The organism is Bacillus fonticola, assembly GCF_012955605.1.
Taxonomy (GTDB): Bacteria; Bacillota; Bacilli; order Bacillales; family JC228; genus Bacillus_CG; species Bacillus_CG fonticola.
Genome location: NZ_CP052135.1, coordinates 294602 through 315097, shown reverse-complemented (window position 1 = coordinate 315097; position 20496 = coordinate 294602). Strand labels below are relative to the sequence as shown.

The 20496-nt window shown below is 41.8% G+C and carries 18 protein-coding genes; 8 read left to right on the top strand and 10 right to left on the bottom strand.

The genetic code is table 11. The features are described from left to right. Positions 1-9: 9 nt before the first annotated feature. From HHK01_RS01575 to HHK01_RS01560, 4 genes are all read left to right on the top strand, one after another. Entirely contained in the window at positions 10-966 is a 957-nt protein-coding gene (locus tag HHK01_RS01575; RefSeq protein ID WP_170008609.1) for an ArsA family ATPase, read from the top strand. Then, entirely contained in the window at positions 963-1952 is a 990-nt protein-coding gene (locus tag HHK01_RS01570) for a zinc-binding dehydrogenase (protein ID WP_170006098.1), read from the top strand. Before HHK01_RS01575 ends, HHK01_RS01570 begins: the two co-directional genes overlap by 4 nt. A 211-nt stretch (positions 1953-2163) precedes the next feature. Continuing rightward, entirely contained in the window at positions 2164-2829 is a 666-nt protein-coding gene (locus HHK01_RS01565) for a ferric reductase-like transmembrane domain-containing protein (RefSeq protein WP_170006097.1), read from the top strand. Between the two features lie 55 nt (positions 2830-2884). Next, entirely contained in the window at positions 2885-3406 is a 522-nt protein-coding gene (locus HHK01_RS01560) for a methylated-DNA--[protein]-cysteine S-methyltransferase (RefSeq protein ID WP_170006096.1), read from the top strand. 58 nt (positions 3407-3464) lie between these two features. Here HHK01_RS01560 and HHK01_RS01555 read toward each other — a convergent pair whose 3' ends face one another. The 6 genes from HHK01_RS01555 to HHK01_RS01530 form a co-directional block, all read right to left on the bottom strand. Further along, positions 3465-4106, bottom strand: a complete 642-nt coding sequence (locus tag HHK01_RS01555) for a bifunctional 4-hydroxy-2-oxoglutarate aldolase/2-dehydro-3-deoxy-phosphogluconate aldolase (protein WP_170006095.1) — start codon at positions 4104-4106, stop codon at positions 3465-3467. A 171-nt stretch (positions 4107-4277) separates the two neighbouring features. Then, the gene (locus HHK01_RS01550) at positions 4278-4877 is read right to left on the bottom strand and encodes a Uma2 family endonuclease (protein ID WP_170006094.1); all 600 of its coding nucleotides are present in this window, start codon (positions 4875-4877) and stop codon (positions 4278-4280) included. Between the two features lie 78 nt (positions 4878-4955). Then, positions 4956-7109, bottom strand: a complete 2154-nt coding sequence (locus HHK01_RS01545) for a type IA DNA topoisomerase (protein WP_170006093.1) — start codon at positions 7107-7109, stop codon at positions 4956-4958. Between the two features lie 129 nt (positions 7110-7238). Beyond that, complete coding sequence (locus tag HHK01_RS01540; protein WP_170006092.1) at positions 7239-7841, bottom strand: Uma2 family endonuclease; 603 nt, start codon at positions 7839-7841, stop codon at positions 7239-7241. 273 nt (positions 7842-8114) lie between these two features. Further along, positions 8115-9626, bottom strand: a complete 1512-nt coding sequence (locus tag HHK01_RS01535) for an AbgT family transporter (protein WP_170006091.1) — start codon at positions 9624-9626, stop codon at positions 8115-8117. Between the two features lie 76 nt (positions 9627-9702). Continuing rightward, a complete protein-coding gene (locus tag HHK01_RS01530; protein ID WP_170008608.1) occupies positions 9703-11100 on the bottom strand; it encodes a M20 family metallopeptidase in 1398 nt (465 codons plus the stop codon). A 343-nt stretch (positions 11101-11443) separates the two neighbouring features. Here HHK01_RS01530 and HHK01_RS01525 point away from each other — a divergent pair, with 343 nt between their 5' ends. From HHK01_RS01525 to guaC, 3 genes are all read left to right on the top strand, one after another. Next, a complete protein-coding gene (locus tag HHK01_RS01525) occupies positions 11444-12055 on the top strand; it encodes a Uma2 family endonuclease (protein WP_170006090.1) in 612 nt (203 codons plus the stop codon). A 129-nt stretch (positions 12056-12184) separates the two neighbouring features. Beyond that, positions 12185-13492: a hypothetical protein gene (locus HHK01_RS01520; protein ID WP_170006089.1), complete on the top strand. Its 1308-nt coding sequence runs from the start codon at positions 12185-12187 to the stop codon at positions 13490-13492. A gap of 162 nt (positions 13493-13654) precedes the next feature. Continuing rightward, positions 13655-14629 carry a GMP reductase gene (gene guaC, locus HHK01_RS01515; protein ID WP_170006088.1) on the top strand — a complete coding sequence of 325 codons (975 nt, stop codon included), beginning with the start codon at positions 13655-13657 and terminating at the stop codon, positions 14627-14629. A 201-nt stretch (positions 14630-14830) separates the two neighbouring features. Here the strand turns inward: guaC and tcuA are convergent, their stop codons facing one another. After that, entirely contained in the window at positions 14831-16339 is a 1509-nt protein-coding gene (gene tcuA / locus HHK01_RS01510) for an FAD-dependent tricarballylate dehydrogenase TcuA (protein WP_170006087.1), read from the bottom strand. 229 nt (positions 16340-16568) lie between these two features. Here tcuA and HHK01_RS01505 point away from each other — a divergent pair, with 229 nt between their 5' ends. Further along, positions 16569-17435: a LysR family transcriptional regulator gene (locus HHK01_RS01505; protein WP_170006086.1), complete on the top strand. Its 867-nt coding sequence runs from the start codon at positions 16569-16571 to the stop codon at positions 17433-17435. 23 nt (positions 17436-17458) lie between these two features. Here HHK01_RS01505 and HHK01_RS01500 read toward each other — a convergent pair whose 3' ends face one another. Genes HHK01_RS01500 through HHK01_RS01490 form a run of 3 tightly spaced genes read right to left on the bottom strand, consistent with a single transcriptional unit; the run spans position 17459 to position 20490 of the window. Then, complete coding sequence (locus tag HHK01_RS01500) at positions 17459-18631, bottom strand: 2-methylaconitate cis-trans isomerase PrpF family protein (RefSeq protein WP_170006085.1); 1173 nt, start codon at positions 18629-18631, stop codon at positions 17459-17461. Continuing rightward, positions 18628-20019: an MmgE/PrpD family protein gene (locus tag HHK01_RS01495; protein ID WP_170006084.1), complete on the bottom strand. Its 1392-nt coding sequence runs from the start codon at positions 20017-20019 to the stop codon at positions 18628-18630. Before HHK01_RS01495 ends, HHK01_RS01500 begins: the two co-directional genes overlap by 4 nt. Before the next feature lie 15 nt (positions 20020-20034). Continuing rightward, on the bottom strand, positions 20035-20490 hold the full coding sequence (locus tag HHK01_RS01490; RefSeq protein WP_170006083.1) for a tripartite tricarboxylate transporter TctB family protein: 456 nt from the start codon (positions 20488-20490) through the stop codon (positions 20035-20037). Positions 20491-20496: the final 6 nt, after the last annotated feature.

Below are 20496 nucleotides of genomic sequence, written 5' to 3'. Positions count from 1 at the left end.
AGAATCATGATGAGCTCATTACAAAAGAAAAAAATACTCTTTGTTGGAGGAAAAGGGGGTGTCGGCAAGTCAACGTCGTCCGCTGCGCTCGCACTCGCCTTCTCACAATCAGGCGAAAAAACGCTCATTGTATCCACAGATCCAGCGCATAATCTTGGCGATATTTTCCATCAAAAGGTCGGAAACAACGAAACAAAACTTGCGGAAAATCTTATGGGGATTGAAATTAACCCTACAAAGGAATCGAAAAGATACATTGATTCGGTTAAACAAAACTTAAAAGGGCTGGTAAAATCGGAAATGGTGGGGGAAGTTCATCGGCAAATTGACCTAGCAAGTTCTTCTCCTGGGGCTGACGAAGCCGCGTTATTCGATCGGATCGTTTCGATTATTTTAGAAATGAATGACAAGTACGATAAAATTATCTTTGATACGGCACCGACTGGGCATACGATTCGGCTACTTTCCTTACCCGAAATCATGGGGGTATGGATCGATGGATTGCTGGAAAGGCGCAAAAAAGTAAACGACAATTACACGCAGCTTCTTAACGATGGTGCACCCGTGGATGATCCAATCTATGAGGTTTTACAAAGTCGCAAGGAGAAATTTGCAGCCGTCCGTGAGATCATTTTAAATGGAGAGATCACCGGTTTTACCTTTGTCTTGAACCCTGAGCGATTACCGATTATAGAAACCGAAAAGGCGATCAAACAACTTGCCGCCTATCATTTAGATGTCCGTACATTGATCGTGAACAAAGTGCTGCCGGATCAGGCTGACGGAAATTTTTTAGCGAAACGTCGGAGTCGCGAACAGGAATATCTACAGCAAATCGAGAACATGTTTACGAAACAAACGTTAGTAAAAGTTCCATTATTTGAAGAAGATGTATCAGATCAAAAAAAATTATCCATTTTCGCTGCTCATATGAAGCAAGCATTGAAGGAGGTCCCCACATCTTGAAGGCGATTGTACACGAAGGAAAAGAAGGACTAGAAGGCATTACCTATAGGAATTTCGAGGAGCCGACAGTAGAACCGAAAATGGTGAAGGTGAAGATAAAAGCAGCGGGGATGAATCGACGAGATTTAATAGTACCTCATCGACATAAAGCCGATCAGCCACCACTTGTACAAGGATCTGACGGGGCAGGAGTGATTGCTGAGGTCGGTGAAGGTGCCGGAAAGTTTGCAGTAGGGGATGAAGTCGTCATTAGCGCTGGAATCGGTTGGAATGAAAACAGTGCCGCCCCACCACCAGGCTTTGAAATCTTGTGCCTGCCCGACCACGGAACCTTTGCGGAATATATCATCGTACCAGAAGACATCGTGGAGAAAAAACCCGCTTACTTATCGTGGGAAGAAGCGGGCGTGCTTCCATTAGCAGCGTTGACGGCGTATCGCGCATTGTTTACAAGAGGTCAAGTAAAAGCCGGAGACACCGTCATGCTTCCAGGAATCGGGAGCGGTGTGTTGCTCTTCGTGCTGAGGTTTGCTAAAGCTGTTGGAGCACGCGTCATCGTCACTTCTCGCAGCGAAGAAAAACGCGCTAAAGCACTGGAACTCGGCGCAGACGTCGCGATCCCAACCGAAGCCGATTGGAATGAGGAGCTACAGGAGGAAACAGTCGATTTATTAATTGAAACAATCGGACGGGCGACGTTCAACAAATCACTCGGCATCATCAAAAAAGGCGGCACGATCGTCACATTCGGCGCCACAACCGAAGACGAAGTGACGATCGACATCCGCAGCTTCTTCTATGGACAATACAACTTACTCGGATCAACCATGGGAAGCCACGAAGAATTCCAGGACATGCTCGCCTTTATCGAAAAGCACAAGATCCACCCCGTCCTCGACCGCACCTTCTCACTGTCCGAGCACAAAGAAGCGTACGAATACTTGCACAACTCGATGAACTTTGGGAAGATTGGGTTTATAATCTAACTGGTGTCAGTCCCTCACCTTACTAAAGTATTAAAGACAAAACATCCATATAGACCATGGCACGAAGTTTACACTGTAGGGACTTACATGCTACGCGTTATTAACGTGGTGGGGGACTGCCACCGTTCTTCAATGTTTCAACACATTTTTGTTGAATACTTTTGTTCAATCGATACTGAATAACGGGTGTTAATAAAAGGGGAATCTCTTTATGAAAAGTCATTTCTTACGCCATGCTGCTATTGGCGGAGTGTCAGTACTATTTGCCTGGATATTTTGGACAAGCCGTCCTGAGTGGGTATGGGATATGCGCCTTTGGAAGTCTTTAGGTGATGCATCCTTTATGTTATTGTTTACCACTCTCGTGTTAGGTCCGTTAGCGCGTATTTGGTCACCCGCGGCTAAGTGGTTGCCCTGGCGAAAGTATTTGGGCATTTGGTTCGGATTAATTGCCATCATTCACGGCTATTTAGTGTGGGATGGATGGGCGCGCTGGGATATTCCCCGTTTCTTCGGGTATGAATACTTACCAGAAGTTGGGCGCGCTGTTCGGCTAGAACCTGGTTTCGGCTTGGCAAACTTAATAGGTCTTGTAGCCATTTTCTTTACCATTGTTCTCATGGCTACATCAACAGAGCGTGCACTCAAATACTTAGGAGGATCATGGAAATGGTTGCATTATAGCACCTATACTGTCTTTTACTTAAGTGCGATTCATGCAGGATACTTCCTATTTATCCACTATACGTTATCTTTTCATAAAAACGTCCCCCCACCAGATTGGTTTAGGTTCCCCTTCCTAGTGCTCGTTGCGAGCGTTTTGTTGTTGCAGTCAGTGGCGTTCATGAAGACGGTGAAGACTCGAAGAAAGAAATAAAATACTTGTGGCCAATGGCATATTAATGTCGCACTAGCAAAATGTGTAGAAGGACGTGGAAATTACGAAAGAACAAATCATTTACTGGGACACGTTCGAATACAACCAGTGGCAATTATACGTAGCGAAAACGGAAAAGGGGCTCTGTTATGTAAGCTCACCTGGACAGTCGTACGAGGATTTTGTAGCTCGGATACAAAAACGTTTCCCATCAGTACATCTCGAAGAAAGCCCAGAAGCACTGAAACTCTATATCAATGAATTGTGCGAATATTACAAAGGGATACGTCAATCTTTCTCATTACCTTTAGATGTAAAAGGAACCCCTTTTCAAGAACAAATTTGGGAAGCATTAAAGCAAATTCCTTATGGCACCACATCTTCGTACACCGAAATTGCCGAGTCCATCCAAAGGCCAACTGCTGTTCGTGCTGTTGGAACAGCCATCGGCGCCAATCCAGTACTCATCACAGTGCCGTGTCATCGGGTCATCGGAAAGAATGGAGCGATCACAGGTTACCGGGGTGGCACGGAGATGAAGCAATATTTACTCCAATTAGAAAAGCGGTATGGATAAATAAATGGTGTCAGACCCCCAGTGCGTTAATGCTTTACTTCACTGGGGGTCTGACACCTTATTTTCGCGCTTCTGCAACCTTTTCCACGTATTGGCGTGCGAGCTGAGTTAGCTCATCCCATTTGCCTTGCTGGATAAGCTCCTTGTTCAAGAGGGAGCCACCTACACCCGCTGCAATAGCCCCTGCTTTGATATACTCTTGAATATTATCAAGGTCTATTCCACCTGTTGGCATCATCGGGATATGACCGAGGGGACCCTTTACATCTTTAATAAATTTGCTTCCGAGTACGCTTGCTGGGAATACCTTTACGATATCTGCACCCCATTCGTACGCTTGTAGTATTTCAGTCGGTGTAAAAACGCCTGGGATCGCAATTTTTCCGTAACGGTTGGCAACTGTGATGGTCTCTTGCTTTAATGTAGGTGCAAAAATAAACTCTGCCCCTGCTTGAATCGCTAAGCGAGCTGATTCACCGTCCAAAACTGTTCCGGCACCAATGACAGCCCGGTCACTAAACGTTGCTTTAGCCTCTGCGATCGTTTCTAGCACATTCTCAGAGTCCATCGTCATTTCAATTCCAGTTATGCCACCCTCAACGAGTGCTGAAATAACGTTCATTACTTTCTCTTTCTCAATACGACGAACAACAGCTACTACTCCGGATTCCACAATAGTATTCAATAGCTCATGCTTCATTATTTTCGCTCCTTACCTTAAAACGTCTGTTTGATTTCCATATCAAAAGTAGATGGGTTTATTTGGCTCGCTGCAGATCGCAGACATTATTATAAACATCTTGCACTTATATTTGTTCCTGACCCCCGGCACGTTATTGCTTTACTACACTGAGGGGTCAGGAACCGCCAATTACTTATCAAAAATATCTAGATCACGAAAGAGTTCTTTAATGGGAAGGGTAAGGCACGGGACAGTTGTGGAAGTAACGATTTCATCTTCTTGCCCGTAGACATTCTGAAGAACGTAACACTGTTGTTCTTGGTTGAGAAGGAATTGCTCGACCGTCCGATGCACTGGATCTGTAATTACATACTCTTTGACTCCATACTTTGCATAAGTTTCTCTTTTGGAGCGCTTATCATTCAAGGCAGTCGATGGTGAAAGGATTTCCACAATCAAATCCGGGGCACCTTCAATGCCACGACGTGTCACGATCCCGCTCCGACTTCGGTGGATCATAGCAATATCCGGCTGCCGAACCTCACCGTTTGCAAGGATGAGATCAACTGGGGCAGCTAGAATAATGTAGTCATTTCGACAGTGCTCATTCGTTAGGACACTCAAGTTATTACTAATTAACTGATGCTCTAATGTCGGTGCTGGTGACATCAATTGTAACTTTCCACCGATTAACTCATAACGTGGCTTACCCTCAGGCAAACTTGCATAGTCCTCGTACGTCAATCCTTCCTCATGAATCCAATCAGGTTGTTCATTGTCTCTTTTCATATTTGAAACACCCCGCACTCGCTTTTCCTTATTATAGCATGAGAAAAAGTAGCAAATCGTAATGTACCACTGTGAAATTCACCTGTTAAACTCCATCTTCCAACTAAAGTAATCATTCTCGGCATTTTTCTCGTATCGCAAGTAAGCATTAAATTTGTTTCCGCTTTTGCTTGTTAACCCTTTTACATACGCAACCTTGTTCTTCAACAGTGCTTTCACCATCGTTTTCGTTGCTTTTTTCTGCATGGAGGCTAAATATTTGTCGTTTTTCCAGATGACAAATTTGCAACCGCTCTTCCAATCGCTACAGCCGAATCCCTTTTTCCCTTCCATTACTGGGTGACCACACGAAGGACATTTCCCTAGAATCTCATTATTCGACGCACTCGCGGGCAGTTGAAGGATGGTGACTTTCTCACCCCTCTTGATCGTTTCAACCGATTGAGTCGTAAATTGAAACACAAAATCCAAAAACTGTTGTTTGCTCGATTTACTTTTTTCAATATCAGCCAACGCTTTTTCCAAACGACCTGTAAACTCTAAGTCGAATAACTCCTTAATCGGAAACGTTTCGACTAACTTTCTTCCTAACTCAGTCGTGACTAGGTTTTTCTTTTGAGCAGAAACGTACCCTACATCTTTTAATTTCTTGATAGTTTCCGCTCTCGTCGCAGGCGTTCCAATACTAAATCCCGCCAAAATCGTCCCCAAGGCTTCGTCGCTATTGTCGTCCTTATAGATTTTTCCACACGTTTCCATCACCCTAAGCAAGGTCATCTCTGTGTGGGGTTTTGGTGGCTTGGTCACATGAGAGGAAATCTCTTTATCTATTATATTCACAGTCTCGTTTCGCTGGACTTCTGGTAAAAGAGTATCCTTAGAGTCGACTTTCTCCACTTTTTTCCACCCTTCTACCAGCTGTACCTTGCCTTTCGTCTTAAAAAACCCTGAAATGGCCTCGTCGTTCACTTTCGTCACTATTTTCGTTTCATCAAACTGGGCAACAGGCATAAACTGCATGATGAAACGATTTTTGATTGCAGAATAAACGAGATTCTCATCGTTTGTTAGGTGCTTAGGTTGCAAATATGTCGGGGTGATTGCGCTATGACTTTCGACCTTTGCATTGTTAAATACCCGCTTCGATTTGACAAACTTGATTTCATCCTTAAATGAAAACTCCTCCGCATGAGTCTCTAACACCTTAGCCGTCTTCCCTACTAAGCTTTCTTCTAGCGCGACACTTGAGGTCCTTGGGTAGGTAATCAACTTCTTCTCATAGAGTCCCTGTGCCACCTTCAGCACCTTATCCGCCGTCCACCCATTATATTTATTCGTGATGTACCCTTGCAGATTTGAAAGGTTGAAAAGAAATGGTGGGAACTCTTTCTTCCGCTCCACCTTCTTGTCGATGACGGTCGCCTCTTTGTTATGTAATTGAGAAAGTATGCCCTCCAAATACTCTTTCTTTTGGAACTTGTCCACGTTCTTTTCAACATATGTTCCCTCATATGTTTGTTGACTCTTCGTTTGGAAGGTGGCAGTAAGTTTAAAGTAGTTTTCAGGCGCAAAGTGTTCGATTTCTTTGTCACGGTCGTAAATGATTTTGAGTGTCGGAAGGAGTACCCGTCCAATATTTAATGCCTTGCCCCTTCCCGTTTGATACTTCAAGGTAGCGACAGACGTTAAGTTGATCCCAATCACCCAATCTGCCCACTGCCTGCTCATTCCCGCATCTAGTAACGATCTCATCTCCACATTTGGCTTCAGCTTCTTTAACCCGGAACGAACGGCATCTGGTGTCCACTCATTTAAAAGCAGACGGTACACCTGTTTTTCCGTTTTTTGTTTATAAATAATGCTGTCACCAATTAACTGCCCTTCCCGATCAAAATCGCAAGCAGAAATTACTGAATCGACATCGTTTCTTTTCATTAAGTAGTGAATCGTTCGTAACTGTTTACTCGCCCCTCCATCCGGCCTGTCTCTCTTTCTCGGATCACTCTTCACCTTATATTTGAATGAGGAAGGGACGAACGGAAAGTTTTGCAGCTGCCAGCTCGCCATTTTACTATCATAGTCTTTCGCATCATAGAGCTGGAGAAGGTGTCCAAAAGCCCATGTAATGACGTAGCCATTTCCTTCGTAGTAGCCATCTTTTCGCTCTCTTACCTTCAGGGCGTCTGCGATATTTTTCGCAACGGACGGTTTTTCAGCAATGATTAATTTCATGTAGGGGTCACCTGTCTTATGTAAGGGTATTTGTTAGGGGGGTGGGAAATATGCAAAGTGAATACTGCCGGATCTATTGTAAATTGGGTGCCTGACCCCCAGCGCGTTAACGCTTTACTTCACTGGGGGTCAGGCACCACCAATTAAATCTAGATCACGGAAAATGTCTGCAATAGGGAGGGTGAGACTTTGTATAGTTGTGGAGGTAATCGTTTCATCTTCTTGGCCATATACATTCTGCAATTCGTAACTTTGACTATCTTGATTTAGAAGGTATTGCTCTACTGTCCGATATACTGGATCTGTGATCAAATACTCTTTTACGCCGAAACGAGCGTATGTTTTTCTTTTTGAACGCTTATCGTTTAGGGCGGTAGAGGGTGACAGAATTTCAACTATAAGATCAGGCGCACCTTCAATTCCTCGATGTGTCACTAGCCCGCTCCGTCCCCGATGAATCATCGCAATATCCGGTTGCCGAACCTCACCGTTTGCAAGGATGAGATCAATTGGAGCGTAAAGTGTAATGTAATCACCTCGACAACATTCATTCATAAGAGCAAAAAAGTTACTGCTAATTAGCTGATGCTCTGATGACGGAGCTGGTGACATCAATTCTAACTTCCCACCAATCAATTCATACCGCGGTTCTCCCTCAGGCAAACTCGCATAATCCTCGTACGTTAGCCCTTCTCCATGAATCCAATCTGCCTTTTTTGCATCTTTCTTCATATTCGAAACACCCCAGCACACTTTTCCCCATTATATCATGGTATGGAACGGGAAATAGTGGTACGGATATTAAAACGGTAAATTAAAATACTAGCCTGGTGATTTTCGCTCCAATCAACAATGCCAAAATCAACAATGGGCTTTAACACAGCCAATCATTAAGTACGAAACCACTTGACAAGGAGTGATTATGATAAAGTCATAGAGTGAGTGTAGCAAGCAATGATACCCCCAACCTCTTTAATTGGGAAGGGGGTAACCGAATGTTTAAGACTACAGATATGGGCCGATTCCAGGACCGAACGGTATTCCGAGGAAGAAGAATACCAGAATCAAAATGATCCAAGTAGTCAGGAAACTAATGGAGTAAGGAAGCATTAATGCAATAAACGTTCCTATACCAGCTTTCTTATCATACTTTTGCATGAACGATAAAACAATAACCATATATGGCATTAACGGCGTTACGATATTAGTTGATGAATCGGCAACGCGATAGGCTACCTGTGTGAATGCCGGATGGTAACCAAGCTGCATAAACATCGGAACAAAAACAGGTGCCTCCAAAGCCCATTTTGCCGAACCGGATGTAATTAAGAAGTTCATCAAAGCTGTAAAGATAATATAGCCAATGATCAACCATATCCCTGTAAAGTTGATATCCTTGAGGAACTCTGCCCCGTTAACAGCAATCCATGTGCCCATATTTGACCAACTAAAGTAAGCAATGAATTGTGCGATCGCAAAAATTAATACAATATAACTTGCCATATCCTTCATCGATTCTGCCATATACTTCCCAACATCTTTGCTCGTTTTAATTTTTCCAACCGTAACCCCATAGGTAATACCGACTGTGAAGAAGAAGAATAGGATAATCGGTACAATCCCACTTAGAAACGGCGAAGGAACGATTCCACCTTCCTCATTCCTGAGTGGACTATCGGGCACAAAAATGGTAATTGCAATAATGGCTAAATAGATTAGACCAGCAATCCCAGCATTTCTGTACGCTTTCGCTGCGTTTGGAGGATCATCTTCCATGTCAACTTTAACAGCATCACCTTTATATTTTCCTAACCTTGGTTCAATAAATTTGTTCGTGATAAGTCCCCCAACCAATGTTAGGACAAACACTGAAACGATATTAAAATACCAGTTATCCACTGGCGTTACGACAATTGAATCATCTATTATCGCTGCAGCTTCTGTTGAAATTCCTGCCAAAAGCGCATCTGTCCCAGCAATAAATAGATTTGCCGTAAAACCTGCTCCAGCTGCAGCATAACCCGCTGCGAGACCTGCAATCGGATGGCGTCCAACTTTATAAAAAACCATGGCTGCAAGTGGCGGAATGAGGACCAACGCTGCGTCTGATGCCAGGTTACCCATTATCCCTACGAAAACGACAGTGTAAGTGATTAAGGCAGGCGGCGATTTTAAAATGGTTTTCTTAATTGCATAATCCAATAATCCTACTTTTTCCGCTAGACCAATGCCTAACATCATCGCCAATACGAGACCAAGTGGTGCAAACCCGGTGAAATTGTCAAGCATGGATAATAGAATATACTGCAAGCCTTCTCCTGATATCAAGTTTTTAACTAGCAGCTCTTCACCAGAACCAGGATGGATAACAGATGCATTAAACAAGCTAAAAATATAGGATGCTATAATAACACCAACAGCCAAAACTACGAATAAAATAAATGGATCCGGCAGCTTGTTTCCTACCGTTTCTATTCCGTTAAGAAACCTCGAAAAAAAACCCTTTTTATTTTTCATCGTATCCCTCGCTTTAAAGTAGATGGGAGCGCTAATATTATGATGTACTTATCTAAGGCGGGTAGCTAAGTTAGCCTTATCTTAATTTTGATGGTTGGACATCTTTCGGAATTGGACACGTATACGGATGATTATCCTTAAATGCCTCGAATTCCTGTTTAACTGTCGCTAAATCACTTTGGTTTGTTAGTAGTTGGACAGCGGTTAATGCCATTGATTCCGCTGCCCGCAGCATTCCTTTATGTGCATAACTACTAATTCCCTGACTTGTCATTTGCCACGTGTGCAGCGGTGTTCCTAAAGTAGATGTAGACGCTGTCACTTGAGCTGTAGGCACAACCCAACTTACATCTGAAACATCTGTTGATCCGGCGAGAATTTCATCCGTTTCATTATAAGAAGAAATGGAATCTGATAGGTATTTTCCGGAAAACTCACTTCCACTACCACTATAGCCAAACCCACTAATTAGCTTTACATACGAACTCTTTTCACCCTCTGTCAACGATGACCAGATTTCTTTAGCATACGCCACTTCATCTTGTGTAGGCTGTTCCACACCAGCTTCTTGCAAATTCTTGAACAATATCTTTTCCAAACTACGATTTGGAATGTAATTTGAACACGCTTTATCGAATTCGATTGTTAACTCGGTTTCAGTCATCAACGCTGCACCCTCAGCAATTTTACAGACCCTTTTAAAAATCTCATCGACCTGCTTTACTTTTGGAGCACGAACCAAATATAAAACTTCTGCATTTGCTTGCACAACGTTTGGTGAAATTCCACCCGTGTTTGTGACCGCATAATGCATCCTTGCTTCAGGCATCACATGTTCCCTTAAGTAATTAACACCTATGTTCATTAGTTCAACAGCATCTAGTGCGCTTCTCCCTAAATGGGGCGAATTGGCTGCATGAGAGGATATACCTTTAAACTTAAAATAAACTTGATAGTTTGCTAGACTGGACAAGCTCATAATGGCGTTAGCTGGCGATGGATGCCAGGTTAACGCTACATCCACCCCATCAAAGACACCTTCTCGTACCATAAACGTTTTTCCTGATCCTCCTTCTTCACCAGGGCATCCGAAAAATTTCACGGTACCTTGCAAATTATTTTCTTCAAGATATTTCTTGGTAACACACGCTGCAGCGAACGCTCCAGTTCCAAGCAAGTTGTGTCCGCAACCATGACCAACATCATGGCTCTTAGGCTCATACCACGTTTTATTCGGTTCCTGGCTTAAACCAGATAATGCATCAAACTCTCCTAAAAAACCAATAACCGGTGAACCACTTCCATAAGAGGCAACAAAGGCAGTTTCAATGTCGGCAACTCCGCGTTCAACAGAAAAGCCTTCTTTTTCGCATTCTGCTGAAAGGAATTCGGAGGAGGCATACTCTTCAAATCTAGTTTCTGGATGGTTGAATATATACTCGCTGATTCGTTCGAAATCTGCTTTATTTTTCATTAAAAAATCTTTTACAAACCTGGTGCTATTTTCCACGCAATCCCTCCATTTAATGAAATTACTACTATTTATCGATGCCTAAAAAGCCATCCCTCCTTGTCTTATAGATATTCATAAAAATTTTTTACTATTACTATGAATTTTGAAGCAAGGGGCGGTTCTATTAGGGAGCAATCGGATGAGTGGTGCCTGCACGGTCCCTTTGCCCACGATCGTCAATGTATTGTAAGCGAGGACCCGCTCTATAGGCTTTAGGATACTGAATGTAGATGCGATGGCACTGAAAACGCACGCTAATATGTTACACTAAATACAAAAATGGGGTTCATGCGGAGGGGTTGGAATGAGCGACAAGCACTCGAGAAAGGAGAATCAATTTAATCACCTCGTAAAAGAAGGTGGACTCACTTACGAGGACTATGCGTCATTAGACGATGGGAACTCCTATGAACTAGCAGGTGGTCAGCTAGAATTAATGAGCCCTGCGCCTTCGGTAATTCATCAATTAGTTAGCTTTGAAATACAAAAAGTGCTCAGCAGAAGCTGTGAATCGGATTATATTGTGTTATATGCTCCGGTTGACGTTATTTTATCTACGACTGAGGTACGTCAACCCGATCTTGTTCTTATCAACAGAAAGCGTTTAGACATTTTAAGTAAACGAGGTGTAGAGGGAGCACCTGATCTTGTAGTAGAAATCCTCTCTCCTTCCACATTAAGACGCGATAAAATTGAAAAGCTAAAGTCCTACGCATTCTTTCAAATTCATGAATACTGGATTGTGGATCCTGAAAACGGAATATTAGAGCAATATACACTACACGAGGATCGATACGAACTCGTCGACATCTATCAAAGAGAAGAACCCATCACTTCAACGTCCATCCCTTGTGTTTCTTTTACGATGGCTGCAATTATGCGAAATATTCCCCACTTAACAGATAAGCGATTATGAGTGAACGTGCCGCATTCACTGAAATAGTTCCCGCGGCCACGCGACTGTATTCTCTATCATTCATAATATAGTAGGTGATAATACATGATATCTTATACAAAACAGAAGGATTTATAGTACGAACGTTTTATGAATTCTTCATTAGAGGGTCAATTTGAACAGATTATGGACTTGCTAGGTCAATCTCCTACTGACCATATGCTGATTGAAGACGATTTTGGAACGGTGTTAGTTGAAACGAAAGAAGAACTTATTCGCGAGAAAAAGTACGAAGAAGTTTTACAGTTAGTCAAAACAACAAGTCAAGTAATCCCGACATTTTATGCAAAGGAATTTCCTTATCTAAGCAACTTTGCGGTGGAGTACTATCTATATAAAAGGGAAATGGAGAAAGCACGATTACATCTTCAACCTTTTGTCCAAGACCCTGCTACTGGATTTGATTTGTTTATTCCTCTATTGAATAAAATACGCTTTTATAATCTCAATGATGTTGCGTTTAAGTTATCTCATGACATGTATCAGCCTATAGCGGACAGTGACCGGTTAATCAGCGGTGCTGAAGATGAATTAGTTGAGGCCGCTTTTTATTATCTTATTCAAGAATACTACGTATCTTTAAAAAACGGACAAAGACCTAGTTGGGATAAGCTAACCGCTACACTCCAACAATACGGTTATGATGATTACATTGTAAAAACAGAGTTCCCTAGATTTCAACAAAATTTAGCCAACCTAGCGACCCATAATAAGAGAGTTGCCTATAACAAAACAGAGTGGACCGAACAATCCCAGGAGTATCATAATACTTATCGTGATTTGTTCTGGTCGTTTGCAGTTTATATGTTAGAGCAAAGGGATATCTCCTTTGACATAAGCGCTGACATCTGGTTCCAATTCTCAAAGGTTCTTTATCAAAAGAAGACTTGGTCAACTTTTAGCTTCCAGCTTAGCAGCTTAGAAAGCACAGTACAAAAAACTTTACACCCTTTTTATTCAACCGAGGACGATTCAGCGTTTTCACTCGTATGGGGTACTCCCTTCATATACGATTTTCTTCGTGAACATCAATTGGCTAACGACGAAGCTATAAGAAAGTCGCTACAACATATTCAAGCTGTGAAGAAGCAGCTAATGAAACGGAACCGTGAGGACTTATGGAGGTTTACATTTGTTCACGAGTGGGGTAGACCAACGATTATTCCAGAGGAGGAATTTCTTAAGGAACGTGAAATCTTTCATCAATCCTTCTCAGCGCCACCTAAAAGGCGAACCACTCCACCTCTAAAAACGGTGAAGGAGAGCGATCAATTGTCCTTACTCGGCCAGTTGCTTGGTCATGACTCGAAACCAACCCATAAATCATCTAGCAAAAATGTTGCAAAAAACAAAAAGAAACGAAACCAAGCGAACAAACAACGGAGGAAGAACCGTTAGTCTCGAGGAACGAAAGAGAAGTGTACACTAAAAGGGGGCGGTGCCTATCACTACCCTGACGGTAGAGCCCTTTGACATCCCCCAAGAAATAAAGTACAGTACCTATGTACGAACATTAACCATTTAAACTTTATACAACATTCGTGTTTAGGGGTGTAACCTATGGAAAATGTATTTGATTACGAAGATATTCAATTAATCCCAGCAAAATGTATTGTAAATAGCCGTTCTGAGTGTGATACTGCGGTGACCCTGGGCGGACATACGTTTAAACTGCCTGTGGTGCCTGCTAATATGCAAACGATTATTGACGAGAAGGTGGCGACCTTCTTAGCGGAAAATGGCTACTTTTATATTATGCATCGTTTCGAACCTGAAAAGCGGATCTCATTTATCAAGAATATGCACGCTCGTGGATTTGTCGCTTCTATTAGTGTAGGTGTGAAAGAGGAAGAGTATCAATTTGTACAGCAATTAGCAGAGGAACAACTCGTGCCAGAATTCGTTACAATTGATATCGCACACGGTCATTCAAATACTGTCATCAAGATGATCCAACATCTTAAGAATCACTTACCTCAAACCTTTGTGATTGCAGGAAATGTAGGTACGCCAGAAGCTGTAAGAGAATTAGAGAATGCGGGTGCTGACGCGACTAAAGTAGGTATCGGGCCTGGGAAAGTTTGTATTACGAAGATTAAAACAGGCTTCGGAACCGGAGGCTGGCAATTAGCTGCCCTACGTTGGTGTGCAAAGGCAGCGAGCAAACCGATTATTGCAGACGGTGGAATTCGCACTCATGGTGATATCGCGAAATCGATTCGATTCGGTGCCTCGATGGTCATGATCGGCTCACTATTTGCAGGCCACGAAGAATCTCCAGGAGAAACCGTCGAGAAAGATGGCAAGCGCTATAAAGAATACTTCGGCTCAGCTTCCGAATTCCAAAAAGGCGAAAAGAAAAATGTAGAAGGTAAAAAAATGTTCGTCGACTACAAAGGTTCCCTACAGGATACATTGATCGAAATGGAGCAAGACCTGCAATCCTCGATTTCGTATGCCGGAGGAAACAAACTCGAAGCGATCCGTACTGTAGATTATGTAGTTGTGAAGAACTCTATTTTTAACGGTGATTAATATCCGGAACTGGTACGCCCCGAATTATGTCGAAAAACGACAAATAGCGGGCGGTGCCAGTTCTTTTTAGTTCACAAATATATGCCAGTGAAATGCAAAAAAACAAGCTGTTCTCGGCACGTCCAAGGTCAGCTTGTTTTCTGGCCATACACTAGGTTTTCATGTATATAGGAAACAGGTTTCTACTTGTCTAGAAAACTTCTAAACCAGCTGCCCATTTACATATTTAGCAGCCGATGTTCCTGCTGTTTTCCCAAAAACCGCTCCAGACATTAGTCCTGAACCACCAGGGTAGTTTTCGTAAAAGATTCCACCAATCATTTCTCCGGCTGCATAGAGTCCTTGAATCGGTTCTCCACTCTTATTTAACACTTCTCCCTTGGTGTTTGCTCTTAAGCCTCCGAAACAGAAAGTCATACCACACGTTACTGGGTAAGCATAAAATGGTGCTTTCTCTAATTTCAACGCCCAATTTGATTTAGGCGGCGTAATGCCTTCCGTTCCTTTGCCATCTTTCTCAGCAGGTTGATACTCTCCACCCTGGACAGCATCGTTATATTCTGCAATTGTTTTGATAAATTGTTCTTGGTCTACATCCAACTGAGCAGCTAGTTCTTCTATGGTATCCGCTTTGAAACATGTTGCTTCTTCACGATCATATTCGTCACGAAGCATGGGTCTAACTTGCTGATCATAAACTTGATAAGCAACATGTCCTGGTTGTTTTAATACTTCGCGACCATACTTTGCATACGTATAGTTTCTGAAATCAGCGCCTTCATCGACAAAACGGACGCCATCCTTATTAATCATAATACCCAGTGGATATGAATGTTTTTTAAAAATATCCCCTGGCTTTGTAAAATCCCCCACTTTCGGTGCATTGGCATCAGTACCTATCGCGTGACCCATGCTCCATTGACCAAAAGGCTGAGCCCCAACTTCGAAGGCCATTGTCAAACCATCACCTGTATTAAATTCTGTTCCTCTTAAGATGGCGTGGTTCCATTCCTCACCTAAGTTTTCAGCACGAAGCTTCTTGTTTGCTTCAAAGCTACCACATGCTAACACAACGCTTTTCGTTTGAACCGTTACTTGTTCTCCGTTCTTGTTGACAACAATGGAAGTCACTTCATCGTTATTCGTGTTGATTTTCACAGCGGGTGATTCATACCAAACTTCAATGCCAAGCTCCCCTGCTCTTTCGTTTAACTGCTTGATTAATCCGACACCCCGGTCCTGTGTTTTGACTGGAAGTCCACCCCAGAAGTGATAAACCTCATCCTTAACAAACGATTGATTATCGTAGATTAATTCAAACACAATTTTATGACTGTGCATCCATTCAATCGTTTCATATGATTTACTTACAAGATGGTTCGCTAATTCAGGGTCTGATTGGTTTCCTGTTGCCTTCATTAGATCGGAATAATATTTTTCCGCTGTGTATGGAGGCATATTAATCTTCGATGCTTCCTCATTAGAGATACTCGGCATGACCTTTCTTAAGTCATCAAGCCCATTGAATGCAAACCGAATGGCTCCATCAGTAAAATACGAATTTCCTCCGCGTTTTCGTTTAGGTCCTTTTTCCAATACAAGTACTTTCGCACCCTTTTCTCTCGAAGCAATAGCAGCGCAAAGTGCAGCATTTCCCGCTCCGACTACCACCACATCAAAATTCAATTCATCGTGATTCGACACATCCATTCACCTCGAAGAAGTTTTTTTCGCAATTAAACTATCTATATATAGATTAAAATAGATCAAAACATAAGTGAAATATTAATGTTTTATCCTTTTCCATAAACAAAATTTATGATGCATGCTATAATTAAGACACTCATACAATGAACGGAAACCCAGCCATATTTTCAACATTCTTTTTCACTTCATTTATATAAGCCTCTTCAAACCATACAAAAAAGGAGCAGTTGCTATGAACGAGAAAGATTGGAACTTGCTATTGAACCTACACGAAGAAGGAACCATTACAAAAACTGCTCAAAAATTATACATATCTCAACCTGCTTTAACCTATCGAATTAAGCAGATCGAAAAAGAATTTGATTGCCAAATCATCTTTAGAGGAAGCAAAGGTGTTGTTTTTACAAAAGAAGGTGAATTCCTGGTCAAACATTCTCAAAAAATGATCAGAGAACTAAGTAATACGAAAGACACTTTACGAAACATGAAAAGTGAAGTTCAAGGATCTTTACGGCTCGGCGTGTCAAGTAACTTTGCCCTCTATCAGCTCCCCCTACTGTTAGAGGGATTCCTAACCAAGTACCCCAAAGTCGACATTAGTCTCACAACCGGTTGGAGCTCAGAGGTCATTAAATTAATACAAAGTGAAGAAGTCCACGTTGCGATATTAAGAGGAGAACAAAATTGGTCTGGTGAACAATTAGTTTTAAATGAAGAAACGTTGTGCATTGCTTCGAAAAATAAAATCGATTTGCAGAGTCTACCAAACCTAAAATTGATTAGATATCGAACTGATTTCGGCTTAAAAAATACTTTTGATCAATGGTGGCACAGTATATTTGATGTTCCTCCTAATATTTCTATGGAAGTTGATCGGATTGAAACGTGTAAAGAATTGGTCAAAAAAGGACTCGGTTATGCTATATTTCCAAGCATCTCTCTAAAGGAAGAAGATAATTTGCACACTATTGATTTAGTTCAAGGCAATGAAAGAATCCTAAGGAAAACGCAACTTTTATACAGGACAGAACTACTGGACTTAACTGTAGTTGATGCATTTGTAGGATTCATAAAGGATTTTTACCATTTAGATCAATAACTAGTGAAGTAACAAAGCTGGTTTTACACCAGCTTTATGACTTCACTTCTTCCTTTATATAGGTTGGACGGTACTAAACTGTGCCCTTCCATAAGTCGTCTTGCCGTTCTTCCAATGGCTGCTCTCTCCACCACATAGCCGCCCTCAGTTTGTTTAACAACTGCTTCCACTTCAATGATCCCCGAAGGATGACCGATTCGAACAGGACCGTCATGACTGGAGATGATATCAGCGACAACAGTTCCAGGGATTTGAGCACCCGTCGCAATGGCAATTGCACCACTTACTGCAAAGGCTTGATGGAGAGTCCCCATCGCAATATATCGCCCCGTAACATGGATGTCCTCCGCTAATACGTCATTGCCCTCACTATTCACATAGTCTGTTGGGTTAGCAATTACTGCGATCTTAGGTAAAGCATGTGTGGATGGGCTTGCATTTTTTGCATCATCTATTAAGCCAATTTGAACACCAACAGTCACTCTGATTTCTTCAAGCTTCTTAAGCAATGGCTGCTGGTTAAATTTATCCCCTATTTCCGTTCCACGAATATTGAGTTGATCGGCAGTGATAAAGATGAGTGTGTTGGCTGAATCAACGACACTGATTTGATAAATTTCTCCCGATGGAAGTTCTACAGTATCCCTTACATTTCCAGTCGGTAGAATGTTACCTGTTATAGCGCCTCCAGAATCTAAAAAGTTCACATTGATTCTAGGGGCAGTTCCTGGTACACCTGAAATGGAGTAGTCTCCTTCATACATAGTCTCTCCATTTTTTGTCGGGACTTCCACTTCAATAACCCTATTGGTATTCGTATTAAAGATTCTTACGACCGTCCACGGTTCTTTCAACTCACAAAAACCTTCCTCTACAGCATACAGCCCCACAGCTGTTGAAATGTTTCCACAAGTCGGTTTGTAGTCTATTTCATCTTTTGTAATGCTTACTTGCCCAAAAGTGTAGACGATATCGATATGTTCATCATTTGATTCTTCAATAAGGGCTACTTTACTAGTTACAGGAGTACCCCCACCTAATCCATCAATTTGTCTCTGATCCGGGCTTCCATAAATTCTTAAAATCAATTTATCTCTCTCTGCCTGATTACTAGGCAAGTGTTTTTTGTTGATGACAATTCCCTTACTTGTTCCACCCCTCATAAATACGCACGGAATTTTTGTTAAGGATGTCATGCTTTACCTCCTAATTTTCCAATTAAGCTTAAAGGCGAGCAAAGTTCTACAAGTTGAGATATATCATTGACTGTCTCTAGTTCTGCTATCATACGAATAATTTCAACGCATCTGGATTCACCAATTAAATCCTTAGCTAAATATATAAATTTTTCTTCGAGCTCTTGCTTTGATAGAGGATTAACTGGGTCTCCTTTTGCATCCTTTATTACCTCAGTATAAGTGCCATTAGTTGTTTGAACTTCTAAAGAACAACCCCAGTTTTTCGGGTACGCGCTATCAAATTTTTCATCAACAACAATGTCTACCTTCGAAGCTAAGTGAAGGACTTCTTCATCTCTGATCCTTTCCGAAGTAAACTGTTTTATTAATGCCTGACCATCAATAAGAGCCACAGCTACTCCATAAGGAATGCTAAATTTTGCATCAGAAATATTTTTTGGTGACTTTGTAAACCCACATTGCACTTTCGCCACCTCGTACGTATGCACTTTAATTGATTCAATCTCACTCAATTTAATATTACGTTTCCGTAAATTTAAGGCTGCTTCAATCGGAGGGTGCATACTTCTGCAGCACGCAAAAGGCTTACGAGTCATATCCGTTATTAAAAACTCTTTGTTCAAATTATCTAAAACAGCATCATAAGAATAATCATTTGAACTGCTACGGAAAAACCCTCCGTCCTCTGCTTCGATAATCTTCGTAGCTCCTGTTAGACCACCCTTCACAAGTAAAATAGAAAGCAAACCACTTGCCGATGCCGAACCTGCATGAAACATTTTCGAATTCGCACCGTTTGATGTAAAAGCCCATAAACCTGATGACTGAGTCCCCGCTAAACCTAGAGCACTTACCATTTGCTCTTGATTGAAATTTGATAGTTTTGAAACACTTGCTGCCGCTCCAAACGTTCCGCATGTACTCGTTGCATGCCAACCCTTCATCCTATGGGCAGTAGCGTTAATTCCTCTACCAATCCTCAACATCGTTTCGTAACCGACAACAATCGCGGTTAACACATCTTTTCCCGAACTGTTAGCGTGGTCACCGTACGTGAGGACAGTTGGAACCACTACCGCTCCCGCATGTGATTTGGCTTCTTTATGCACATCATCCATTTCAACGGCATGTGCCATGGACCCGTTCAATATTGCCGCATAAAGTAAGGAGCTTTTTTGATCCAGTCCGATCCAAGTTGCCGATTGATCTCTTGTAGATTGAGTTAGTTCCTTCGATAGCATTCTAATCTCACTTGTTTGGACTCCAGACAAAATACAACCTAACGAATCTAGCAAACATAATTTTGCTTCATGGATGACACTTTCAGGTAAAGACTCATAATCTAATTGAACATAATGGTCAGCTAACGATTCTGTGATAGTCATCTGTTCTCTCCTTTATCAAAAGATCGTGATACCTAGAAGACCCTCAGGCCAATATAAATTCAATGCATTGCCAATAATCCAAAGTATCCCAATTACAAAAGTAGTGCATAAAACAGAAGTGGATACACGAAATTTTGATTCCAATAAAAGAAACAGCAGTAAGAATAAGATCGTAGCGAGAATTAAACCTACTACATAAGTGACTGCTATATAGCCAACAACCCAAAGAATATATTTTGTAAGTGCCTTTTTATCTATATCCTCATCGTGATCGCTCTCTTCATTTCTCTTTTTCTTTAGTTCAATGCTTTGTAATACAATGGATACAAGAGCAAGAAAGGCGGCGAATATTGACACAAAAAAAGGGAAAAACTTAGCTAAATCCGCAAATGTACTTGCCTCCCATGCCATTAAGCCAAATACAATGAGCAGAAACACGGTAAATGAGATTGACTTCACTTCTTTTGACATATTTCT

Excerpts from the sequence above, each read along its gene's own strand:
- HHK01_RS01520 (WP_170006089.1), top strand. The coding sequence starts at position 12,185 with ATGAATTCTTCATTAGAGGGTCAATTTGAACAGATTATGGACTTGCTA.
- HHK01_RS01500 (WP_170006085.1), bottom strand. The coding sequence starts at position 18,631 with ATGACATCCTTAACAAAAATTCCGTGCGTATTTATGAGGGGTGGAACA.
- HHK01_RS01545 (WP_170006093.1), bottom strand. The coding sequence starts at position 7,109 with ATGAAATTAATCATTGCTGAAAAACCGTCCGTTGCGAAAAATATCGCA.
- HHK01_RS01575 (WP_170008609.1), top strand. The coding sequence starts at position 10 with ATGAGCTCATTACAAAAGAAAAAAATACTCTTTGTTGGAGGAAAAGGG.
- tcuA (WP_170006087.1), bottom strand. The coding sequence starts at position 16,339 with ATGGATGTGTCGAATCACGATGAATTGAATTTTGATGTGGTGGTAGTC.
- HHK01_RS01525 (WP_170006090.1), top strand. The coding sequence starts at position 11,444 with ATGAGCGACAAGCACTCGAGAAAGGAGAATCAATTTAATCACCTCGTA.
- HHK01_RS01550 (WP_170006094.1), bottom strand. The coding sequence starts at position 4,877 with ATGAAAAGAGACAATGAACAACCTGATTGGATTCATGAGGAAGGATTG.
- HHK01_RS01540 (WP_170006092.1), bottom strand. The coding sequence starts at position 7,841 with ATGAAGAAAGATGCAAAAAAGGCAGATTGGATTCATGGAGAAGGGCTA.
- HHK01_RS01495 (WP_170006084.1), bottom strand. The coding sequence starts at position 20,019 with ATGACTATCACAGAATCGTTAGCTGACCATTATGTTCAATTAGATTAT.
- HHK01_RS01535 (WP_170006091.1), bottom strand. The coding sequence starts at position 9,626 with ATGAAAAATAAAAAGGGTTTTTTTTCGAGGTTTCTTAACGGAATAGAA.
- HHK01_RS01555 (WP_170006095.1), bottom strand. The coding sequence starts at position 4,106 with ATGAAGCATGAGCTATTGAATACTATTGTGGAATCCGGAGTAGTAGCT.
- guaC (WP_170006088.1), top strand. The coding sequence starts at position 13,655 with ATGGAAAATGTATTTGATTACGAAGATATTCAATTAATCCCAGCAAAA.
- HHK01_RS01490 (WP_170006083.1), bottom strand. The coding sequence starts at position 20,490 with ATGTCAAAAGAAGTGAAGTCAATCTCATTTACCGTGTTTCTGCTCATT.
- HHK01_RS01505 (WP_170006086.1), top strand. The coding sequence starts at position 16,569 with ATGAACGAGAAAGATTGGAACTTGCTATTGAACCTACACGAAGAAGGA.
- HHK01_RS01565 (WP_170006097.1), top strand. The coding sequence starts at position 2,164 with ATGAAAAGTCATTTCTTACGCCATGCTGCTATTGGCGGAGTGTCAGTA.
- HHK01_RS01530 (WP_170008608.1), bottom strand. The coding sequence starts at position 11,100 with ATGAAAAATAAAGCAGATTTCGAACGAATCAGCGAGTATATATTCAAC.